16 protein-coding genes are annotated in these 18401 nt (G+C 56.5%); 4 read left to right on the top strand and 12 right to left on the bottom strand.

Annotation, left to right across the window (positions count from 1 at the left end; translation table 11 throughout):
* Positions 1-46: 46 nt before the first annotated feature.
* The 4 genes from KP708_RS05815 to KP708_RS05830 all read right to left on the bottom strand — a co-directional run bounded on the left by KP708_RS05815 (position 47) and on the right by KP708_RS05830 (position 7012).
* Positions 47-1675 (bottom strand): efflux transporter outer membrane subunit, encoded by a 1629-nt coding sequence (locus tag KP708_RS05815; protein ID WP_215749316.1) that lies wholly within the window; start codon positions 1673-1675, stop codon positions 47-49.
* Positions 1672-2853 (bottom strand): efflux RND transporter periplasmic adaptor subunit, encoded by a 1182-nt coding sequence (locus KP708_RS05820; RefSeq protein ID WP_086634233.1) that lies wholly within the window; start codon positions 2851-2853, stop codon positions 1672-1674. Before KP708_RS05820 ends, KP708_RS05815 begins: the two co-directional genes overlap by 4 nt.
* Positions 2853-6026 carry an efflux RND transporter permease subunit gene (locus tag KP708_RS05825; protein ID WP_064273557.1) on the bottom strand — a complete coding sequence of 1058 codons (3174 nt, stop codon included), beginning with the start codon at positions 6024-6026 and terminating at the stop codon, positions 2853-2855. The genes KP708_RS05820 and KP708_RS05825 overlap by 1 nt, the downstream gene beginning before the upstream one ends.
* Before the next feature lie 302 nt (positions 6027-6328).
* Positions 6329-7012, bottom strand: a complete 684-nt coding sequence (locus tag KP708_RS05830) for a polymer-forming cytoskeletal protein (RefSeq protein WP_371822672.1) — start codon at positions 7010-7012, stop codon at positions 6329-6331.
* On the opposite strand from KP708_RS05830, the gene KP708_RS05835 reads away from it, so the two are divergent.
* Together KP708_RS05835 and KP708_RS05840 are read left to right on the top strand one after the other, a co-directional pair.
* Entirely contained in the window at positions 6906-7172 is a 267-nt protein-coding gene (locus KP708_RS05835) for a hypothetical protein (RefSeq protein ID WP_167386095.1), read from the top strand. The genes KP708_RS05830 and KP708_RS05835 overlap by 107 nt on opposite strands.
* A gap of 134 nt (positions 7173-7306) precedes the next feature.
* A complete protein-coding gene (locus tag KP708_RS05840; RefSeq protein ID WP_203548257.1) occupies positions 7307-8287 on the top strand; it encodes an adenosine kinase in 981 nt (326 codons plus the stop codon).
* A 55-nt stretch (positions 8288-8342) separates the two neighbouring features.
* Here the strand turns inward: KP708_RS05840 and KP708_RS05845 are convergent, their stop codons facing one another.
* The 5 genes from KP708_RS05845 to KP708_RS05865 form a co-directional block, all read right to left on the bottom strand.
* Entirely contained in the window at positions 8343-9143 is an 801-nt protein-coding gene (locus KP708_RS05845; RefSeq protein WP_252347255.1) for a cytochrome c, read from the bottom strand.
* A gap of 113 nt (positions 9144-9256) precedes the next feature.
* On the bottom strand, positions 9257-10081 hold the full coding sequence (gene hpnK, locus KP708_RS05850; protein ID WP_215749311.1) for a hopanoid biosynthesis-associated protein HpnK: 825 nt from the start codon (positions 10079-10081) through the stop codon (positions 9257-9259).
* A gap of 97 nt (positions 10082-10178) precedes the next feature.
* On the bottom strand, positions 10179-11603 hold the full coding sequence (hpnJ, locus tag KP708_RS05855; RefSeq protein ID WP_211499836.1) for a hopanoid biosynthesis associated radical SAM protein HpnJ: 1425 nt from the start codon (positions 11601-11603) through the stop codon (positions 10179-10181).
* A complete protein-coding gene (gene hpnI / locus KP708_RS05860) occupies positions 11600-12814 on the bottom strand; it encodes a bacteriohopanetetrol glucosamine biosynthesis glycosyltransferase HpnI (RefSeq protein ID WP_215749309.1) in 1215 nt (404 codons plus the stop codon). Before hpnI ends, hpnJ begins: the two co-directional genes overlap by 4 nt.
* Before the next feature lie 58 nt (positions 12815-12872).
* Positions 12873-13529, bottom strand: coding sequence for an ABC transporter substrate-binding protein (locus KP708_RS05865; RefSeq protein ID WP_215749307.1), 657 nt, complete (start codon positions 13527-13529; stop codon positions 12873-12875).
* Positions 13530-13831: 302 nt separating this feature from the next.
* Here KP708_RS05865 and hpnH point away from each other — a divergent pair, with 302 nt between their 5' ends.
* Both hpnH and KP708_RS05875 read left to right on the top strand, forming a co-directional pair.
* On the top strand, positions 13832-15028 hold the full coding sequence (gene hpnH / locus KP708_RS05870; RefSeq protein ID WP_046900163.1) for an adenosyl-hopene transferase HpnH: 1197 nt from the start codon (positions 13832-13834) through the stop codon (positions 15026-15028).
* 154 nt (positions 15029-15182) lie between these two features.
* On the top strand, positions 15183-16475 hold the full coding sequence (locus tag KP708_RS05875) for a hemolysin family protein (RefSeq protein ID WP_215749305.1): 1293 nt from the start codon (positions 15183-15185) through the stop codon (positions 16473-16475).
* A gap of 12 nt (positions 16476-16487) precedes the next feature.
* Here KP708_RS05875 and KP708_RS05880 read toward each other — a convergent pair whose 3' ends face one another.
* The 3 genes from KP708_RS05880 to KP708_RS05890 are packed head-to-tail and all read right to left on the bottom strand — an operon-like array spanning position 16488 to position 18321.
* Positions 16488-16895: a flagellar protein FlgN gene (locus KP708_RS05880; protein WP_252347254.1), complete on the bottom strand. Its 408-nt coding sequence runs from the start codon at positions 16893-16895 to the stop codon at positions 16488-16490.
* Positions 16892-17191: a rod-binding protein gene (locus tag KP708_RS05885; RefSeq protein WP_215749303.1), complete on the bottom strand. Its 300-nt coding sequence runs from the start codon at positions 17189-17191 to the stop codon at positions 16892-16894. The genes KP708_RS05880 and KP708_RS05885 overlap by 4 nt, the downstream gene beginning before the upstream one ends.
* The gene (locus KP708_RS05890) at positions 17191-18321 is read right to left on the bottom strand and encodes a flagellar basal body P-ring protein FlgI (protein WP_215749301.1); all 1131 of its coding nucleotides are present in this window, start codon (positions 18319-18321) and stop codon (positions 17191-17193) included. The genes KP708_RS05885 and KP708_RS05890 overlap by 1 nt, the downstream gene beginning before the upstream one ends.
* Positions 18322-18401: the final 80 nt, after the last annotated feature.

Here is an 18401-nt window from a genome sequence, read left to right on the forward strand (position 1 = left end):
CAAATGGACGGCTTTTTTTATTGGCTATTTCTGGCCATCCGTCTGTTCAGGGATGGTTCGCCAGATCTCCCATTGGCAGGGAGGGAAGTTGCCTGTCATGGCCGAGGCCGGGCGTCGAGGGTGCGGTTCCCGTGAGGTTCTCGAACTGCTCCGGATGCTGTGATGCCGTCACATCTCCAACAGCTCTCGGGTGGTGCAGATTGTCATACTGAAGCGGCGCGATAGACAGCGTCTGGTCCATGGTTGGCAGGGCCTTGACGGACCACCCGCCACCCAGGCTGCGGATCAGATCCACATCTGCCGTATAAAGGCGCGTGGCGACCTCCACCTGATGGATGCGGCTTTCCAATGTGTTTTCCTGACTGAAAATCGCTTCCAGGTATGTGCCCACGCCACCTTGATAAAGAGTCATGGTCATATTCTGGGTGTCGAGATTGGCTTTGACGGCTTGCTCCAGGGCAGTGTTTTCTTTGGAGAGGCGCTCGGTCCGGGACAAGCCATCTTCGACTTCGCGGAAGGCATCAAGAACCTTCATGCGGTATTCGTCGCGCGTTTCTCGGTATGCAGACCACGTTCTCTGAAGTTCCGCCCGACGCAGTCCACCGTCAAAGAGTGGCATGTCGAGGCTGGCGCCATACGTCCAGAGTGAATTGGCCAGGTTGGCCAGATCGAAGCCATTGGATGCGAAGCCGCCGCCGAGCTTCAAAGCGATATGCGGGTAGAATGCCGCACGGGCAATGCCGATCTCCCGGTTGGCCTGTGCCATTTCGCGTTCAGCTGACGCAATGTCCGGGCGGCGTTGCAGCAGTTCGGAAGGCACGGTGGTTGGGATGCTCGGCTGGATGAAGCTGAACGTCTGAACCTGCGGAATATGGAACGCCGATGGAGACGAGTTGGTCAGAACGGCAATGGCATGCTCCGTGACCTGGCGGGCCGCCTGAATATCCAGCTGAGCAGCCTGCGTTGTGTAAAGCTGTGCCTGAGCACGGGCCAGATCCAGACGGGGTGCGGCCTGATTTTGAACCTGATTCTCAGTGATTGTAACAGCCCGCTTATAGAAGGCGATGGACTGTGAGTAGATCGCATCCTGTGCGTCATAGCCACGCAATTCGATATAATCGCGCGCCAGTTCAGCCTGGGTGCTCAGGCGCGCCATGGCGAAGTCTGCGGCGCGTTGCTGGGCAAACTGCTTCTGGGACCGAACGCGGTTACGGATGGACGACCAGAAATCCGGCTCCCAGGACACGAGGCCGCCGTAATCCTCTTCCGTTTGCGTGAGCGTGGCGCCATTGCGGAACAGACGGTCAGCAGACTGTTTATTGTCGGACGCACCGGCTTCCAGGCTGGCATGGGGAAGCAGTTCGGACCGTGCCGCTGCCACGAGCGAACGTGCCTGAATGAAGCGCTCTGCCGCTGCCTGAATGTCCCCGTTGTCTGCGGTTGCGCGTTCTTCAAGCTCATTCAGAAGTGGATCATGCAGCATGATCCACCAGTTTTCCGGCAGGAGCGTATCAGCAGGCGTGGCGACCGCGAACGGTGCCTGACCCTGCCAGCTCGCCGGGACAACGAAGCTGGGGGCCTTGTAGGTCGGGGCGAGATCGCAGGCTGACAGCCCCAGAAGAGAGAGGGCTGAACCGCAGGCGAGTGAAAAACGGCGAAGGATGGGGCTGATCATTGGTCTTTCCCATAGCCTGACTGGTTATAGCCGCGCTGACCTTCCACGACATTGACCTTGTCGCCTTCCAGCACATCGGCTGGCGGGTTGGAGATGATGCGGTCTGTCGGGGAAATGCCATTCTGGATTTCGGTCGACGTGTCGGCCATGCGACCAACGGTGACGTTCCGGTAATGGACGCGGCTGTTTTCATCGACGACGGCGACCTGCATGCCCTTTTCTTCGAAGACGAGAGCACTGGTCGGGATTTCGTAGAGATGTGCGTCTTCATTGTGGGATTTCAGAGCGGCTGACGCAAAGGTCCCGGGCCAGAGCACTTCATCCTTGTTCTCCAGGGTGAACTCGGCCACGGCCGTACGGGTCGTCGGATCGAAGCCGCGTGATGTCGTCAGGTAATGCGCTTCAAACGTGCGGCCACGATACTGGGGCACACTGATGGTCGCCGTCAGATCCGGCTGCAGAACATAGGAGAATGTTTCTGGCACCGACACGAACAGACGCAGCTTCTGTACATCTGCAACCGTGAAGAGTTCGGATGCGCCACCGGTTGAGTTCAGGCCGCCGCCGCCATTGTTGACGTAATCACCGACGTTGATGTTACGCGCCGTCACGACGCCATCAAACGGTGCAACGATGGTCTTGAACTTCTCAAGAGCTTCGAAGTGATCAACGTTACGTTGTGCTGCATCCACTTCTGCATGGGCAGACTGTTCGTTTGCGTTGGACACCGAGACGGACTGCCCTGAAACGGACTGAGACCGCCCCATGGCGCGCCAGCGCTCGGCCGTCACGGTGGCGAGGTGGTACTTCGCCATTACAGAGTCCAGATCTGCCTTGGCCTGCGCATACTGTGCATCAAGGGCAGGGGCATTGATTTCGGCCAGAGCGTCGCCAGCCTTCACGTGTGCACCGTAGTCCTTGTACCACATCTTCACATAGCCAGAGACCTGCGGGTAAATTGGCGCCTGATACCAGGCATCAATCGTGCCGGGGAGCGTCAGGGCGACCTTTTCAGGTGACTGTTTGGGCGTGACGACCGCGACGTTCTGGATTGCGCCAGCTTCAGTGTCAGCCTTCAGTTCCGTTGCCGCATGGGTTTTTTCGACAACGATGAAGCCCACGTAAAGCGCGAGAACGCAGCTTCCCGCAATGGCGAAGATTTTCGGAGAGCTGGCCATTAGACAGTTTCCTTCTGACGCGAAGAACGATTGTGGAGGATGGCGTAAACGCAGGGGACAAAGAGCAGCGTAGAGATCGTTGCGACCAGTAGACCGCCGATGACAGCCTTACCCAGTGGCGCGTTCGTGGAATTCGAAATGGCCATCGGGATCATGCCGACAATCATGGCGAGTGCGGTCATGAGCACGGGGCGGATACGGCCAAAGCCGGCTTCCAGTGCTGCCTTGAGGGCGTCACCATGGATTTCGAGGCGTTCACGGGCGAACGAGACCACGAGGATGGAGTTGGCCGTGGCCGTTCCCATGCACATGATGGCGCCCGTGAGAGCCGGAACGGACAGACGCGTATTTGTCAGGAACAGAGCCCAGGCAATACCGCCCAGAGCACCCGGCAGAGCCGTGATGATGATGAACGGGTCCAGCCAGGACTGGAAGTTCACAACGATCAGCAGATAGATCAGCACCACGGAAACGCAGAGCCCGAAGACAAGCTGGGAATAGGCCCCATGCATGGTGGTGGCTTGTCCGTGGACGTCGATTTCAGCCGAGCGCGGGACGTTATGTGCGTCGGCCGCCAATACCTTTTTCACGCCGTCCAGAACGGAACCCATGTCCGTGCCCTCGACGTTTACGTAAATGTCCATTTCGGACATCGAGTTGTAGTGAGACACTTCGCCCGGTGTTCCGGCTGCAATCACGTTGGCAACGGCACCCAGAAGCTGCGGGTCGATGTTCTCCGTGTTGCCTTCACCCTTGTCCACCGGAATAGTCAGCAGATCGCTCAGATGCGTCATCTGATCCTGTGAGGTGTAAAGGTTCAGCGGGAAGGTGACGTTGTCTTCCGGGTCAAGCCAGAACTGCGGGTCCACAACGGCTGAGCCCGAGAGCGTGTACAGTTCGTTCTGGGCAATATCGGCTTCCGTCACGCCTGTTGCCTGACCGAAGGTCCGATCACCGTTAACCATCAGCGTCGGCGTGGACATGGTCTGCTGGATGGTGACGTCTGCAGCACCTGGAACCTGACGGATCTTGCCAATGATGTGACGGGCATAATCGTAGTTCAGCAGGGCATCTGGCCCGGAGATCTGAACGTCAATCGGCGCAGAAGATCCAAAGTTCAGGATTTTCTGGGTCAGATCAGCAGGCTGGAATGTAAAGACCGTGCCGGGGAAACGCTGTGACAGATCCTTGCGGAGCAGCTTGCGGTAGTCCCAGACAGGGGAGGCGTCATTTTTCAGGGCAATCGTCAGGTCGCAGTCCTGCGTTCCGACGCTTGGTGTCGGCATGAACGCCTGATTGTGAGGGCCTTCTGGCAGGCCGCAATCAGAAATGATGCTTTCAACCTTGCCTGCCAGATCCTGATGAATGCGATCATCCACGAGAGCAGCAATACGGCCAGCAACCTCGATACGCGTTCCCAAAGGTGCACGCATATGCATCTGGAGAGTGCCGGATTTCACTTCAGGGAAGAAGTCTCGCCCTGCAAAGGCATAGAGTCCGGTTGAGGCAATGGAAATCAGCATGAAGATGCCGACGAAAGCGCCACGGCGGCTGATGCAGCGCTCCAGCAGGCTGCCATAGCCATCGCGAAACCGATTGAAGCGGGTTTCGAATCCGGCCTGGAACCGGCCAAAGAAGCCTTTGGGTTCAGGGTGGCCATGATCGGTTTCGCCATGCGCCCCATGATGAACCTGTCCTGCGAGAAGATACTTGGCCATGGTGGGCACGAGCGTACGGGACAGGATAAAGGACGCGATCATCGCGAAGATGATGGCTTCTGCCATTGGCATGAAGAGGTAGCCTGACACGCCATCCAGTTCGAAGAGTGGCAGCCAGACAATGCAGATGCAGGTTGTGGAAACGAAAGTCGGGATGACGATCTGGTTCGCCGCATCAATGATGGCGAGTTCCAGATCCTTGCCCATTTCAAGGTGGGTATCGATGTTCTCGATCATGACGGTGGCGTCATCGACGAGAATACCGACAGCCAGTGCAAGGCCGCCCAGTGTCATCACGTTGATCGACTGACCCGCCCAGCCCAGCCCGATGAGCGCACACAGAATGGCCAGCGGAATGGATGTGGCGATGATGACTGTGGAGCGCCAGGAGCCAAGGAACAGCAGGACCACAATACCTGTCAGGAACGCGGCCGTGATCATTTCCTGAACGACGTCCTTGATCTGGTCTTTCACCATCACGGAGGCGTCTTCAAGGATCGAGACATGCACATCAGGCGGCAGAATTCGACGCAGACGCGGAAGGAGCGCCTTGGTCGCAGCCACAACATCCAGAGTGGAGGCGGTACCACCCTTCTGGGTAATGACTTCTACAGCCTGACGGCCCTTCACCAGCACCAGGTTTGTCTGAGGATGCCCACCGCGATAGACGTCCGCAACGTCCCTCACATAGATGACCGCATTGCCAACCCGTTTGACGGGGATATTGGCGATGTCTTCCATGCTCTGCGGGGCTGCATTGGTCTGCACCATCCAGTCGGTCGCATCGATCTTCTGATCACCGGCCGGCAGAACAATGTTCTGCTTGCGCAGGGCAGCCTGTACGTCCGCAGCAGCAAGGTGATGGGCACGAAGCTCTGCCTGGTTCATGGAAACCATGACAAAGCTGTCCATACCGCCATTCGGGTGAGCCACGACGGCACCCGGAACGGTTGCGAGCAGCGGGCGAACCGTAATCACGCCCAGTTTGAACAGATCGGACGGTGTTTGTTTGTCAGATGTGATCTGTAGGGCAATGACCGGAACCTGAGACGGGTTCAGGGCCATGATCATTGGTGCAGGCACCATGGGCGGAAGGCCCAGGAGCACTGTCTGCGAAATTGCCGTCACTTCTGCTTCGGCTTCCCCGATGGGCGTGCCGGGCTGGAAGTAAATATCTACAATCGACCGGCCATAATAGGAGTTGGACTCCATATGCTCGATGTTCTGAACTGTTGTCGTAACAGCCAGTTCGAAGTTGTAGGTAATACGGCCAGCAAATTCCTGTGGCAGAAGACCTGGATAGGTCCAGACCGCTGCGACGACCGGAATCTTGATATTGGGGAATACGTCTGTTGGCGTCCTGAGGATCGAAAGGATGCCAAGCATCACAATCAGAATCGACAGGACGACGAACGTTAAGGGTCGTCTTAGCGCGGTGACAACAATGGCATTCATTGGTTGGCGCGTCCTGATGCGGTTTAGGTAGATGCGCCGATATACACATTATGTTGTAAAGCTGGATTTAAACTCCCATTTAATACAGAGATTTAATTAAATGCAGATTTAATCTGTTGTTTGATGCCGTAAATTCTATACGGCGTGTAATGAATATATATTTATTAAAAGCAAATTTATTATAGAAAAAACGAATTTGTATCGGAAGTTTTCTTTTCTGGTCATTGTGTATACGAAAAAGCCCGCTCCCCAGTCATGGGAAGCGGGCTTTTCGATACCTTCAGAAAAAGATGGAGGCTGAATCAGCCTTCAGCTTTTTCCTCAGCAGCTTCCGGAGCAGCCTTCGCAGGTTCCACGATCGGGGAACGTGGGGCGACGCCATCCGTGATCATTTCGAGCTGACCAGTGATCTGGCCACCATCTTCAACCTGCAGACGACGGCACTTTGCCTTGCCGATCAGACGACCGCTGCCGCGGATGGTGAGGCTGCCGTTGACGGTCAGGGTGCCGTCAATCGTGCCGGCAACTTCTGCATCTTCAACTTCGATAGCACCGCGGAAGACACCGCCCTGTGCAACAACGACTTCCGCCGCCTGAATCATGCTGGACTCGACAGTCCCTTCAACGACCAGGCGCTCGGCATCCTGAACCGAACCCTGAACGCTGATACCACGGCCAACGACCAGCGTCCGACGATCCGGACCCGTCTGGCGCGGTGCTCCCGGTACGCCTGCTGCACCCGGACGGGGCGCAGTTGCCGGCGTTGCGCCCGGCAGGTTGTTCGGGGATGGCGGCGCCGGGAAAGGGGTACGACCCATAGATGCGGGGTCCTTCTGCTGGTTGGGCTGCGGGCTGGCTGTTCCGGATCCGGACGCAGGAGTGGTCTGGCTGGAAGCATCCGGCCGGTTGGGAAAGATGGGCTGCCCGGCGAGCTTGCTTGTCTCGGCAGGCTTTGCGTCTTCTTCCGGTTTGCGTCTTCTGAACAAGGAAACCCCGCTACGGATCTGGAAAGAACAAGGACTATGTCTCGGCCGCTCGACACCGGACCTGCTGGTGCAGGGTTCGTCAGGAACGGCCTCTGACAAGGCTTACACGGTCACGCCCCGAACGGACAACCCGCGCTTGCGTGCAAATGTCATAATCTGACATGCGCACAACAGGTGAGTGCATTCGTCCCGGGTGTTGGCGTGTTCCCAGAGGGCACCTATGATCATGTTGATTTAATGGCGCAGATGGCGTCTTGAACGATTTTTTGCTTTTTTGTGAACTCTGGAGCCTTAATGTCAGCCCCCAAGCATGATCTCCTCTGCATCGGCAACGCGATTGTCGATGTTCTTGCCTCTGTTGACCCGGCTGTTATTGCCGATCTTGGTGCAACTCCAGGCAGCATGACGCTCATTGATGCGGCAACTGCGCAGGACATTGAAAACCGTATTGCTGTTGAACGTGTTGCCGGTGGCGGTTCTGGTGCCAATACGGCGGTGGTTGCGGCTCGTATGGGCGCAAAAGTCTCTTATCTTGGCAAGGTTGCTGAAGATCAGGCCGGGACGCACTTTACGCAGGATATCCGCGATCAGGGCCTGACTTTCCCGTCCCAGCCACTCGCTGCGTCTGAAAAAATTCCGACCGCGCGCTGCATCGTGCTCGTGACGCCCGATGGACAACGCACCATGTTTACCTATCTCGGAGCCTGTACGGAATTCACACCGGCAGACGTTCATGAAGAGACAGTCACGGATGCTGCCATCACGTACATGGAAGGCTATCTTTACGATAAGCCCCATGCTCAGGCTGCTTTCGAACATGCTGCTACGCTGGCCCGCAAGGCTGGCCGTCAGGTTGCTCTGACGCTGTCAGATACGTTCTGCGTTGGCCGTCATCACGCGGCATTCCGTGGGCTTGTTGCCGGTCACGTCGATATTCTTTTTGCCAACGAAGCCGAGCTTCTGGCGCTGTACGAAACGACTGATTTCGAAGACGCTCTGCGTCAGGTTGCTGCAGAAACCCAGCTGGCTATCGTCACGCGGAGCGAAAAGGGCGCTGTCGTCATCAGCAAGGGTGAGCGTCACGATGTTCCGACTACGCCAGTCAAGGTTGTGGATACGACCGGCGCGGGTGATGCATTTGCGGCCGGATTCCTTGCTGGCCTGAGCAAGCAGCATGACCTCGTGACGTGCGCGAAGCTAGGCAATCAGGCTGCTGGTGCCATCATCACGCGCTTTGGTGCGCGGCCGCAGGAAGATTTTGCTCTGCGCGCCTGAGGGCAATACGTGATCCGGGGAAGTTATTTCCCGGATCATCCCATAGCCCTACGCTTCAAAGATGTTTCTGGGCCAATCCTGACTGGCCGACTTCCTGAAGATAGGTCCAGAGTGCATCCAGATCGCTTTCCGAAATGGCGCTTTCCGGAAAAGACTCCATGTGTTCGCTTGGCCACTTCCTGACCTGCTTCGGGTTGCGGATGATGGCCCGGAAGCCTTTTGGGGTTATGTACTCTGTTACCGGGATGGGGCGCCCGAGATCCGGTCCCATGCTTCCCTCGCCAACGCCCATGAGCTGATGGCAGGGCAGGCAGTTTTCTGCAAAAATGACCTGGCCTTTTGCGGCGGGTTCGCTCGTGCCAGACGGAAGCTCATTACTTGAGGATGGGGTTATGGCAGCAAGTTGGTCGACCCATTGTTCCTGCTTGATGATGCCAACTTCTTCACCGGTCCACACAAGGGCAAACGGTCCAAGGTCATGACCATGAGGACGGCGTTTAGGCCATTCCTTGTCTTCGATGGCGATCCACGCAGTGACGTGATGTTTGCGGGCCTGTTCGAAAACACTTCTGGGAATTTCCGCCGTAAAAAGATCTGTGGCCTGAAAAGCCAGCGCATCATCCTGATGGATCAGCGCTGAAAGCGGGATCGCGGGAACGTCTGGCCCAAGAGGCTGCTTGATATGGGACAGATCGAGCCTTTGGGTCTCGGGGCGATGCAGAAGCTCTTCAACACTGAACTTGTGAACGGTATCCCCGTCCTTGACGCTCAGAACTGCGGACGGATTAGCCCAAGCTGGCGAGGCCACCAGCCCTGCGAGAAAAAACAGTCGCTTGAAAAGGTCCCGTCCGTTCATTCTTGCTTTCACTCGTTAAAATCCCTGTCAGTTCAGAAGCTTGGAGACCCTCGGTATCATAATGGTCTCGGAACGGAGTGAGTAAACAGCAAAAAAGCGAGCGGTCCGACGCCTTAAAGATCCGACCAGCCAATCCGATCTATCTTTTCCTGTGTGAAAGCGTCGCGAACACCGGAATCGAGAAGCGCCGCGAGTTCACCCTCCTGATCGTACGTGGGCATGAAGCGATGCATCATGGCGTTTTGAGCTGTGGCAGGGTGGAAATAAATTTCACTGACGCCGTGGGGAAGTTTCGGAATGAGGGCTTGAATGCGGTCAGGGGTCATATGGCCAGACCAGCGCAGCCCGAAGCACCAGTCATTGGTCTTTAGGCCTGCTTTGTGGATCTGATGGCGAAGGACTCCAATCCAGCGACGCAAGGCGCGATCACCGATGCTATCTTTTGCGTCCACAGGCTCAGGTGGCTCAAACGGAGAGCGCACAGCTTTCAGACCATGCTCCAGCCCCGATTCAATCAGGAAGCGCCCGACAGTGGGGTGGAGATGCATATGCTTGTGAGCATTCGCGTGATCCAGCGGAAGGCCTGTACGGGCAAAGACGCGGTACTGCGCTTCAATTTCACGACGAATGGCGCTTCGGGCATGAGGGCTGAAGAAATATTCGACGCCTAGCCGAACCTGGTTGCGACCAAACCAGCCCTGTTCATCCGTGATGGCGGGAAGATCCAATACGGATTTCCCTTCGATCGCGACGACGTGCAAGCCGACTTTCAGGTCAGGCATGGTTTTCGCCCGACGGACAGCGTCCGCTGCGGCATCTCCAGCGACCATCAGGCTTGCCGTTGAAAGGACGCCCTTGCGATGGGCAGCCTCAATAGCTTCGTTGACTTCCAGGCTCATGCCGAAATCATCGGCGGAAACAATGGCGCGACGGGTCATGATGAAGCTCCGGAACAGGGGGCGAAGGTCATGAAAAAAGGGGCATGGCTGCCAAGCCATGCCCCTTTTCGAGAAAACGAGGCCGTCAGGGACGGTCTCAGGCCGCGTGACGGTCCTTGAGGAACTGAAAGAATTCCACACCTTCGCGCAGACGACGCTTCATCATCTGCGGGCTGCGGATCATTTCGTTCAGGATGGAAGCGATCTTGGAGCCGCGGAAATAGAACTTCCGATAGAATTCCTCGACGCTTTCGAAGATTTCCGTGTGTGACAGGTGCGGGTAGTGCAGGGGAGCAATCTGCACACCGTTCTCGTCAATCAGCTCGGCCGCATCGACGTTTAGCCAGCCATTCTCGGTTGCCTGCTTGTGGAGTGCCGTGCCCGGATAAGGAGCGGCCAGGGAAACCTGCAGTGTGTGCGGGTTGATTTCCTTGGCGAAAGCGATGGTCTCCTGAATGGTTTCCTTCGTCTCGCCCGGCAGACCAACAATGAATGTGCCGTGGATCTTGATGCCCAGCTTATGGCAGTTCTTCGTGAATTCCTTGGCGACTTCGACGCGCATGCCCTTCTTGATGTTGTGAAGGATCTGCTGGTTGCCACTCTCATAACCCACGAGGAGAAGACGCAGGCCGTTCTCCTTCATGATCTTCAGCGTGTCGTAAGGGACGTTCGCCTTGGCATTGCAGGACCACGTCACACCCAGCTTGCCCATCTCGCGGGCAATGGCTTCTGCGCGCGGTAGGTCGTCCGTGAAGGTGTCATCATCGAACATGAATTCCTGTACTTCCGGGAAGTACTGCTTGGCGAGACGGATCTCGGCAGCAACATGCTCCGGGCTACGCGTGCGGTAGCGATGGCCACCAACCGTCTGCGGCCACAGGCAGAACGTGCAGCGGGATTTGCAGCCACGGCCCGTGTAGATGGAAATGTACGGGTGCTTCAGATAGCCGATGAAGTAGTCGTTGATGTTGAGATCACGCTTGTAGACTTCCGTTACGAACGGAAGGCTGTCCATGTCCTCAATCATCGCGCGCTCTTTGTTGGCGATGATCTCGCCGTCAGCATTGCGCCAGGTGATGCCGTCCACTTCTGCCAGTGGCTTGCCCTCGGCGATTTCCTTGATCGTGAAATCGAACTCGTTGCGCGCCACGAAGTCGATCGGGCCACCCTGTCTCATGCTCTCGTCAGGCTGCACGGCAACCTTGGCGCCGACCATGCCGATCATGATCTTCGGGTTGGCGTCTTTGATCATCTGCGCCACGCGGACGTCTGATGCGAAGGACGGCGTGGAGGTGTGCATGACGACGAGGTCGCGATTCTTCACGTCCTCAAGGATCGGATCCATGCCCATCTTCGCTGGGGGGGCGTCAATCAGGCGGGAGCCGGGCACCAGAGCTGCCGGTTGAGCCAGCCATGTTGGAAACCAGAAAGACTTGATTTCACGCTTGGCCTGATAACGGGAACCAGCACCACCATCGAAGCCGTCGAAGGAAGGAGGCTGGAGAAAAAGGGTTCTCATCATGATCGGACACTCCTGTGGGTGGTGGCGCCAGACTGGAACGCTGTGGCGCGCGCCGAAGATTTACGTTTTCTTCGGGCGATATGGACCGTTCTGCCGCGCCATGCAACGCGTGACCCTCTTGCACTGCCCACCATGATGGCTGCGGAGAGCCAGTCACGGATGACCAGAAGAGGGATCGCAGCGGGTAAAGGACACTCCGTTGCACGGTCTATAATGCGGCTTCCAAGGCCACGAATGGCCCAGGTCAGCCCCAGCAGAAGCCAGGTCCACCATGTATTGGGACGAAAAAGAACGGCTGTGACGGCCCAGAACAGCGGAAGCTGAATGGAAGACAGGCCATAGCCGACGGGTTCAACATTCTTGACGGTTCTGCCCCAGCGTAACTCGTGAGAGAGCAACTCGCTGAGGGTGTGTTCGCCAACAGTGGTATGGGTGAGGGACGGCGCAATGGCGATGCCCTGACCACGCTGACGGACAAGCTGACCAAGTTCAGCATCGTCCGCCACGTGATCGACAAGAGCTTCCAGTCCGCCAATTTCAGTCAGTGTCTGTCGTGTGAGAGCCATGGTGGCGCCCAGACAGTCCTGACGACCCAGCAGGCGTGACATCATCACGCCTGGCAGGAAATTGTGGTTGATCTGACAGGCGCCAAGTTGCTGGACCAGCGTTCCACCAGCTGTGCGCCCGGCATAAAGAGTCGTCACAAGTCCGACACCGGGAGCTTCGAGGCTGGAAACAACATGCTTCAGGTAAGTCGGAGCGCAGTGAATGTCAGAGTCTGAAATGACCAGAACATCGTGCTGCCCCTCATCAAACATGTTGATGAGGTTGCTGACTTTCCGGTTCGGACCATGTTCCGCAGCATTGATGACAATGCTGACAGGGACATGCGGATGTTTCTGCCGAAGATCCTGAACGACGGACAGAGCCGTGTCAGCTTCGTCGTGAACGCCAAAAACAATCTGGAAGTCCGGATAGTCCTGCGTGAAGACACTCTCAAGCGCTTCCCGGAGCAGAGGCTCATTGCCGTGAAGAGGCTTGAGTACTGTAACAGCTGGCCAACGCCTGCCCGACATGCGGACGGCCTCGTCCTCTCGACGTTCCCGCGTGCGGAAACGTGCAAGAAGGGTAGCCCCCGTAAGGGCCTGAATATTTCCGGCTACAGATACGAGTGTACAGAAGCCAGCTGCGATGGAGAGAGGTAAAGGCACGGCGGTCTTTTATCTCCCCTTCACATCAGGAAGGAAGAGCTTCGTAGCCGCGCGGGACTCAATCATGCAGGAATTTGGTCGTTTTCCGGTCCAGCAGATCTGCAAGACCGCTTGCACCGCCCTGGGACAGGGCGCCACCGAAATCGGCGCGTTGAGCAGCAACCTGGCTGATATGGGCGTCCAGAAGAATGTCCGTGATGCGCCAGCCAGATGAACCATTGGTCATAATGTAATCGATTGGTGTGCCGCCGTCAGTGCCACCGCCGATAGTCGTGTCTACAATCTGGCCGCCCGTTGGATTAGGGCGTGTCTGGGGCAGGATTGTGAAGACAGCGTTACTTCCCGGTTTGAAAGAAGATGCATATCGCGCGATTGTGAACTGACGGAACGATCCAAGCAGACGGGTGCGATCAGCTGCGCTCAGATTATTATAGCGCACCCCCACAGAGCGACGCAGAATGGCCTCAAGATCAAACGCATGGTCAACGGCCGGCGCAATCACTGTGGCGCGTTGCTGTGCGGTCTTGCCCGTCGTCTGCGCAGTTTTCAGAGCATCATACAAACCCTGAATTGGCGCGGCTGGCGCGGATACAGAGCTTTCGCTGGCTGCTGGGGCGGTCTGGGCTTGCGCTGCTGCCACCGGGACGCCTGCGAAGAGGCTGGTCACAAGAAGGGACAGAGTCGCGTTCTGGGCAAATCGGGAATTCATGGTCATGCTTTCGTCCTCTGAGACGTTTTATGCAAGAGGTCATGCTCTTACTGCACGGTATCAACCGCCGGATGCGTAAATCGTTCTGTGGTCGAATGGCCACATCACTACATAGAATTGCAACCAACGACATTGAGGCCCACATGGCAATGAGGCTATAGCCAGTCAATCAAGAGTCCGATGCGCCTTCTCGGTGCCGGTTAACACAAACCGACATTGCCTAGGCCATACGGGCCTCATTCAGATGTTTAGGGCCCCGGCGCGCTGTCACGGCGCACACTGTCGGTGGCTAGAACCAGAGGATTATAATGGCCGTTCCTTTGATGCAGGCTGTCCGAGTCGGACGGTACGTTGTCAAGCAGCACCTCACGGGCCGCAAGCGATATCCGCTGGTCCTGATGCTCGAACCGCTGTTCCGCTGCAATCTGGCGTGTGCCGGTTGTGGTAAGATCGACTACCCGGCGCAGATCCTGAACCAGCGTATGAGCTTGCAGGAATGTCTGGATGCCGACACGGAAGCAGGCGCCCCCGTCATTGCCGTTGCAGGTGGTGAACCCCTCCTGCACAAGGAAATGCCTCAGATCATCAAGGGTCTGATTGCGCGGAAGAAGTACGTTTACCTCTGCACAAACGGCCTTCTTCTCGAGAAGAAGCTCGATGATTACGAGCCATCCCACTTCTTCTCCTGGGACGTGCATCTGGACGGCGACAAGCTGATGCATGACTCGTCGGTCTGTCAGGACGGCGTGTTCGAGAAGGCGACGGCAGCAATCCGGGCCGCCAAGGCACGTGGTTTCCGTGTGTCCATTAACTGCACAGTCTTTGATGGTGCGGTTCCTGAGCGTCTGGCTGCGTTCTTCGATGAAGTCATGGCTCTAGGCGTTGATGGCATCATGACCGCTCCGGGCTATGCTTACGAGCGCGCTCCGGATCAGGCACACTTCCTGAACCGCCAGAAGACCAAGCAGCTTTTCCGCGATGTCTTCCGTCTGGGTAAGGGCAAGAAGTGGCGCTTCACACAGTCGCCGCTGTTCCTGAACTTCCTTGCTGGTAACGAGAACTACCACTGCACACCTTGGGGCAAGCCGCTTCGCACCGTGTTTGGCTGGCAGCGGCCCTGCTATCTGCTGGGTGAAGGCTATGCCAAAACCTTCAAAGAGCTGATGGACGATACCGAGTGGGAGAAGTATGGTACAGGCGCATATGAGAAATGCGCTGACTGCATGGTTCACTCAGGCTACGAATCCACAGCTGTGATGGATGCCGTTCGTCGTCCCTGGCATATCGCTAAGGTCGCACTGTTCGGACCGGAAACTGAAAAGCCGATGGTTCCGGAAATCTCGCTCGCCAATCAGCGTCCTGCCGAATACGGCTATGAAGCGCAGGTTGAGCAGCAGATGGAAAAGATCACGACAGGTGGCAAGCCAGCTCGTGGTCCGCGTGTCCGTGTAAATGGCCGTCCGGCAGCCAATACTGTGACGGCAGCAGCTGACGCTGCTGACTGACACAGTCTTTTTCTGACTGGATGATGCAGAAAGACCGACCTTCGAGGCCGGTTTTTTTGTATTCTGTCATACAGAACTACGAGTGTGGCATGAATGTCATGGTGTCGAACGGCAGTCCTGACTATCATCAGGGTCTCATTACTCCGGCCGGACCATGTTGACCCCGATCTTTGTTATCTGCCTGCTTATTCTTCTGAACGCTGTTTTTGCCATGGGAGAGCTGGCACTTATTTCAGCCAAGCGCCCGCGGCTGGAAGTCCTTGCAAAACAGGGTTTCCGCGGTGCGCCCGCAGCTCTGCGCCTTGCGGAAGACCCGCATGCGTTTCTTCCTACCGTTCAGATTGGCATGACGCTGGTTTCGATTCTGGAAGGTACGTTTGGCGGAAGCCAGATTGAAGCCAACATCCGGGAGTGGATAGCAACCGTTCCCGCTCTGCACCCCTTCGCGGGTGAGCTCTCGATTGTTCTGGTCGTGGCGATCATAACTTTTGCGATGCTGGTGTTTGGTGAACTGGTTCCCAAGCAGATTGCATTGCAACAGCCTGAGATCATCGCGTCTCGCCTGTCCTGGCTTCTGGTGGTCGTTGCTCGCGTCGCTCAGCCTGTCGTGTGGCTTCTGAGCGGCACGTCATCGCTTGTACTGCGCCTGCTTCGTGTTGGGCCTCTGACCCGTGCCGCTGTGACGGAGGAAGAACTCCGAGCTGTTTTGGCTGAAGGCGCGCGCGCTGGTGTTCTGGAAACGGACGAACAGGCCATGATCGAACGCCTGCTCCGGCTGGCTGACCGTCCTGTCCGAGCCATCATGACACCTCGCAACGAGCTGTTCTGGGTAGACCGTCACGCTGACCAGGAAACGCTCGTGCGTAAGCTCAGGCAGTCATCCTATGCGCGTATCGTAGTGTGTGAGGGGGACGTCGATCATCCGGTCGGTGTCATTCTTGCCAAAGACATCATGGACCGTCTGTTGCTGGGAATGCCGGTGTCCATTGAGGCAGCATTGCGCGAGCCCCCTGTCATTCCTGATAGTCTGAGCGCGCAGGACATGATTGAACGCCTGCGTGGTGTAAATATCGGCATAACTTTTGTTCTGGACGAATACGGCTCTTTCGAAGGCATCGTGACACCGTCTGACGTTTTCGAAGCCATTGTCGGTGAAGAAAAGACCGAAGCCAATTCCTTCGAACTCCAGGCTGCCGAAGGCGGAGATGAATACCTGTTTGATGGATTCATGCCTGCCGATGAGCTCCGCTCTCGCCTGGACCTGCCGGAGCTGCCAGGGGGAGGCAGTTATCATACTCTGGGTGGGGTAATTCTGGCTTTGTTGCGGCGTGTTCCAGCTAGAGGCGATAAGGTCGCCTTTGAAGGCTGGCTGTTCGAAGTGCTGGAAATGGATCGCCGCCGCGTCTCGAAGGTTAAGGTTAGCAGGCAGGTTCTAGCGGAAGACTAATTCTGCTTCTGGTTAGGCACGGCTAATGAACAGTGCCTGCCGTTGTCCTTCCTCCTGGGCATACGTCCCTGTATGCCCATAGCCCTGAACCATTTCTGACGGTGGAAAAGTTGTCAGGAGTTCTATGACGCGTTTCTGCGAAGAAATTGCGTGCTGGAGTAACTCGCCGTTTCGCTTTCCCAGCGCGATCATCTCTTCCAGAAGACTACGATGCTCTGGAGACAACGGTGTGCCAGCAAAAGTGCACGCATCCTTTTCAGAGGCCGTTGCGATTGCTGCTTCTAGTTCTGCTGCTGTGTCCTGTTTCTGTGGGATAAGCTTCAGGGCGTCAGAAAGTCGTGCTTCTGACAGGGCATTATTTTCAAGTGCCAGAATCGCAATAAGCTTTTTCATTGCTGAGATGATGGACGTGGTCATCATTTTTGTTCCTGCATGGCCAGCATCTGTCGATCAATGGCGTCTGTCATGCCCAGACCGCCGTTATTCTCCATCTGCTTCGCAATTTGCTCCACCAACATGGGACGGAATTGCTGCTCTCCCGCTCCTCCACTGAACATATTCTGACTGTCATCGCTGGATTGGAACATGGGTTGAAGCATCTGGTTGAGGGTCATGGATTCAAAATCCCTCGCTGCTTTAAGGGTCTTTGCAGCATCCGGGGCATTGTCATGAAGGGCATAGCCCTGTGATAGCGGCTTTAGGTTTGAGACAGTCATCAGCGCATCTCCAGTTCTGCCTGCAGGGCTCCATCCGCTTTGATGGCTTGCAGAATGCTGATCATGTCACGTGGGCCAACCCCGAGTGCGTTCAGGCCCGACACCAGTTCTCTTAAGGTCGTTCCACCTGGAAGAACGGCCAAATGACTATTCTTGCCCGTGTCAACTTTGACGTTGGTACGAGGGACAACAGCAGTCTGGCCGTTTGAAAACGGCCCAGGCTGAGAAACCTGTGGGGTTTCCGTGATCTGAACTGTCAAATTACCCTGCGCAACCGCCACTGTGCTGATACGGACGTCGGCACCCATGATGATTGTTCCGCTGGCTTCGTCCACGATGACCTTAGCCGGGTTATCGGGCGTCACCAGCAGGTCTCCGATGCGAGACAACGTAGGCACCGGGTCACGGGTACTGAGGTCCAGCAGGACTGTTCGAGGGTCTTCGACAACAGCGATGGGACCTATTGTGCGGTTGATAACGGCTGCCATTCGGCTTGCTGTCGTCAGATCAGGGTTCCGTAGGCTGAGATGCAGGTTTTTGCGGTGACTGAGATCGAACGGAACCTCACGCTCTACAACTGCACCATTTGCGATATGGCCACTGGTCGGAACGTTGCGGGTCACGGAAGCAGCAGCACCGCGGGCACTAAAGGCATTTGTCGCCAGGCTCCCCTGCGCGACGGCGTAAACTTCGCCATCTGCTGCCATGAGAGGGGTAACGAGGAGTGTGCCCCCTGTCAGGGAGGAGGAATCTCCGGCTGCTGAAACCGTGACGTCGATTCTATTTCCGCCATGGGCAAATGCTGGCAGGTCTGCCGTGACCATGACTGCTGCGACGTCATGAGTCTGTAACTGTGTCTCCTGGTCCCGAATATTAACACCGAGCCGGTTGAGCATGGAAATCAGAGTCTCTCGGGTAAAAATGGAATTTGTCAGCCGGTCCCCTGTGCCGTTGAGTCCCACCACGAGGCCATAGCCAATCAACTGGTTGGTTCTGACGCCTTCCATGTCCGTGATGTCCTTGATGCGGACAGTAGCAGCCAGCGTCAGAGACGGGATGCACAGGATAAAAGCGCAGAAAATAGCGGTTAGGCGCCGAAAAATGGGATGAGAGCTGAAGAGGACAGACATGAAAGTTCAGTGAAATCCTGACGGGTTAAACTGTAACAAAGACCCTTTGACACTCAGGATGACGCGGTATCGTAAAGAAA

The organism is Gluconobacter sp. P5H9_a (assembly GCF_018812085.1).
GTDB lineage: Bacteria > Pseudomonadota > Alphaproteobacteria > Acetobacterales > Acetobacteraceae > Gluconobacter.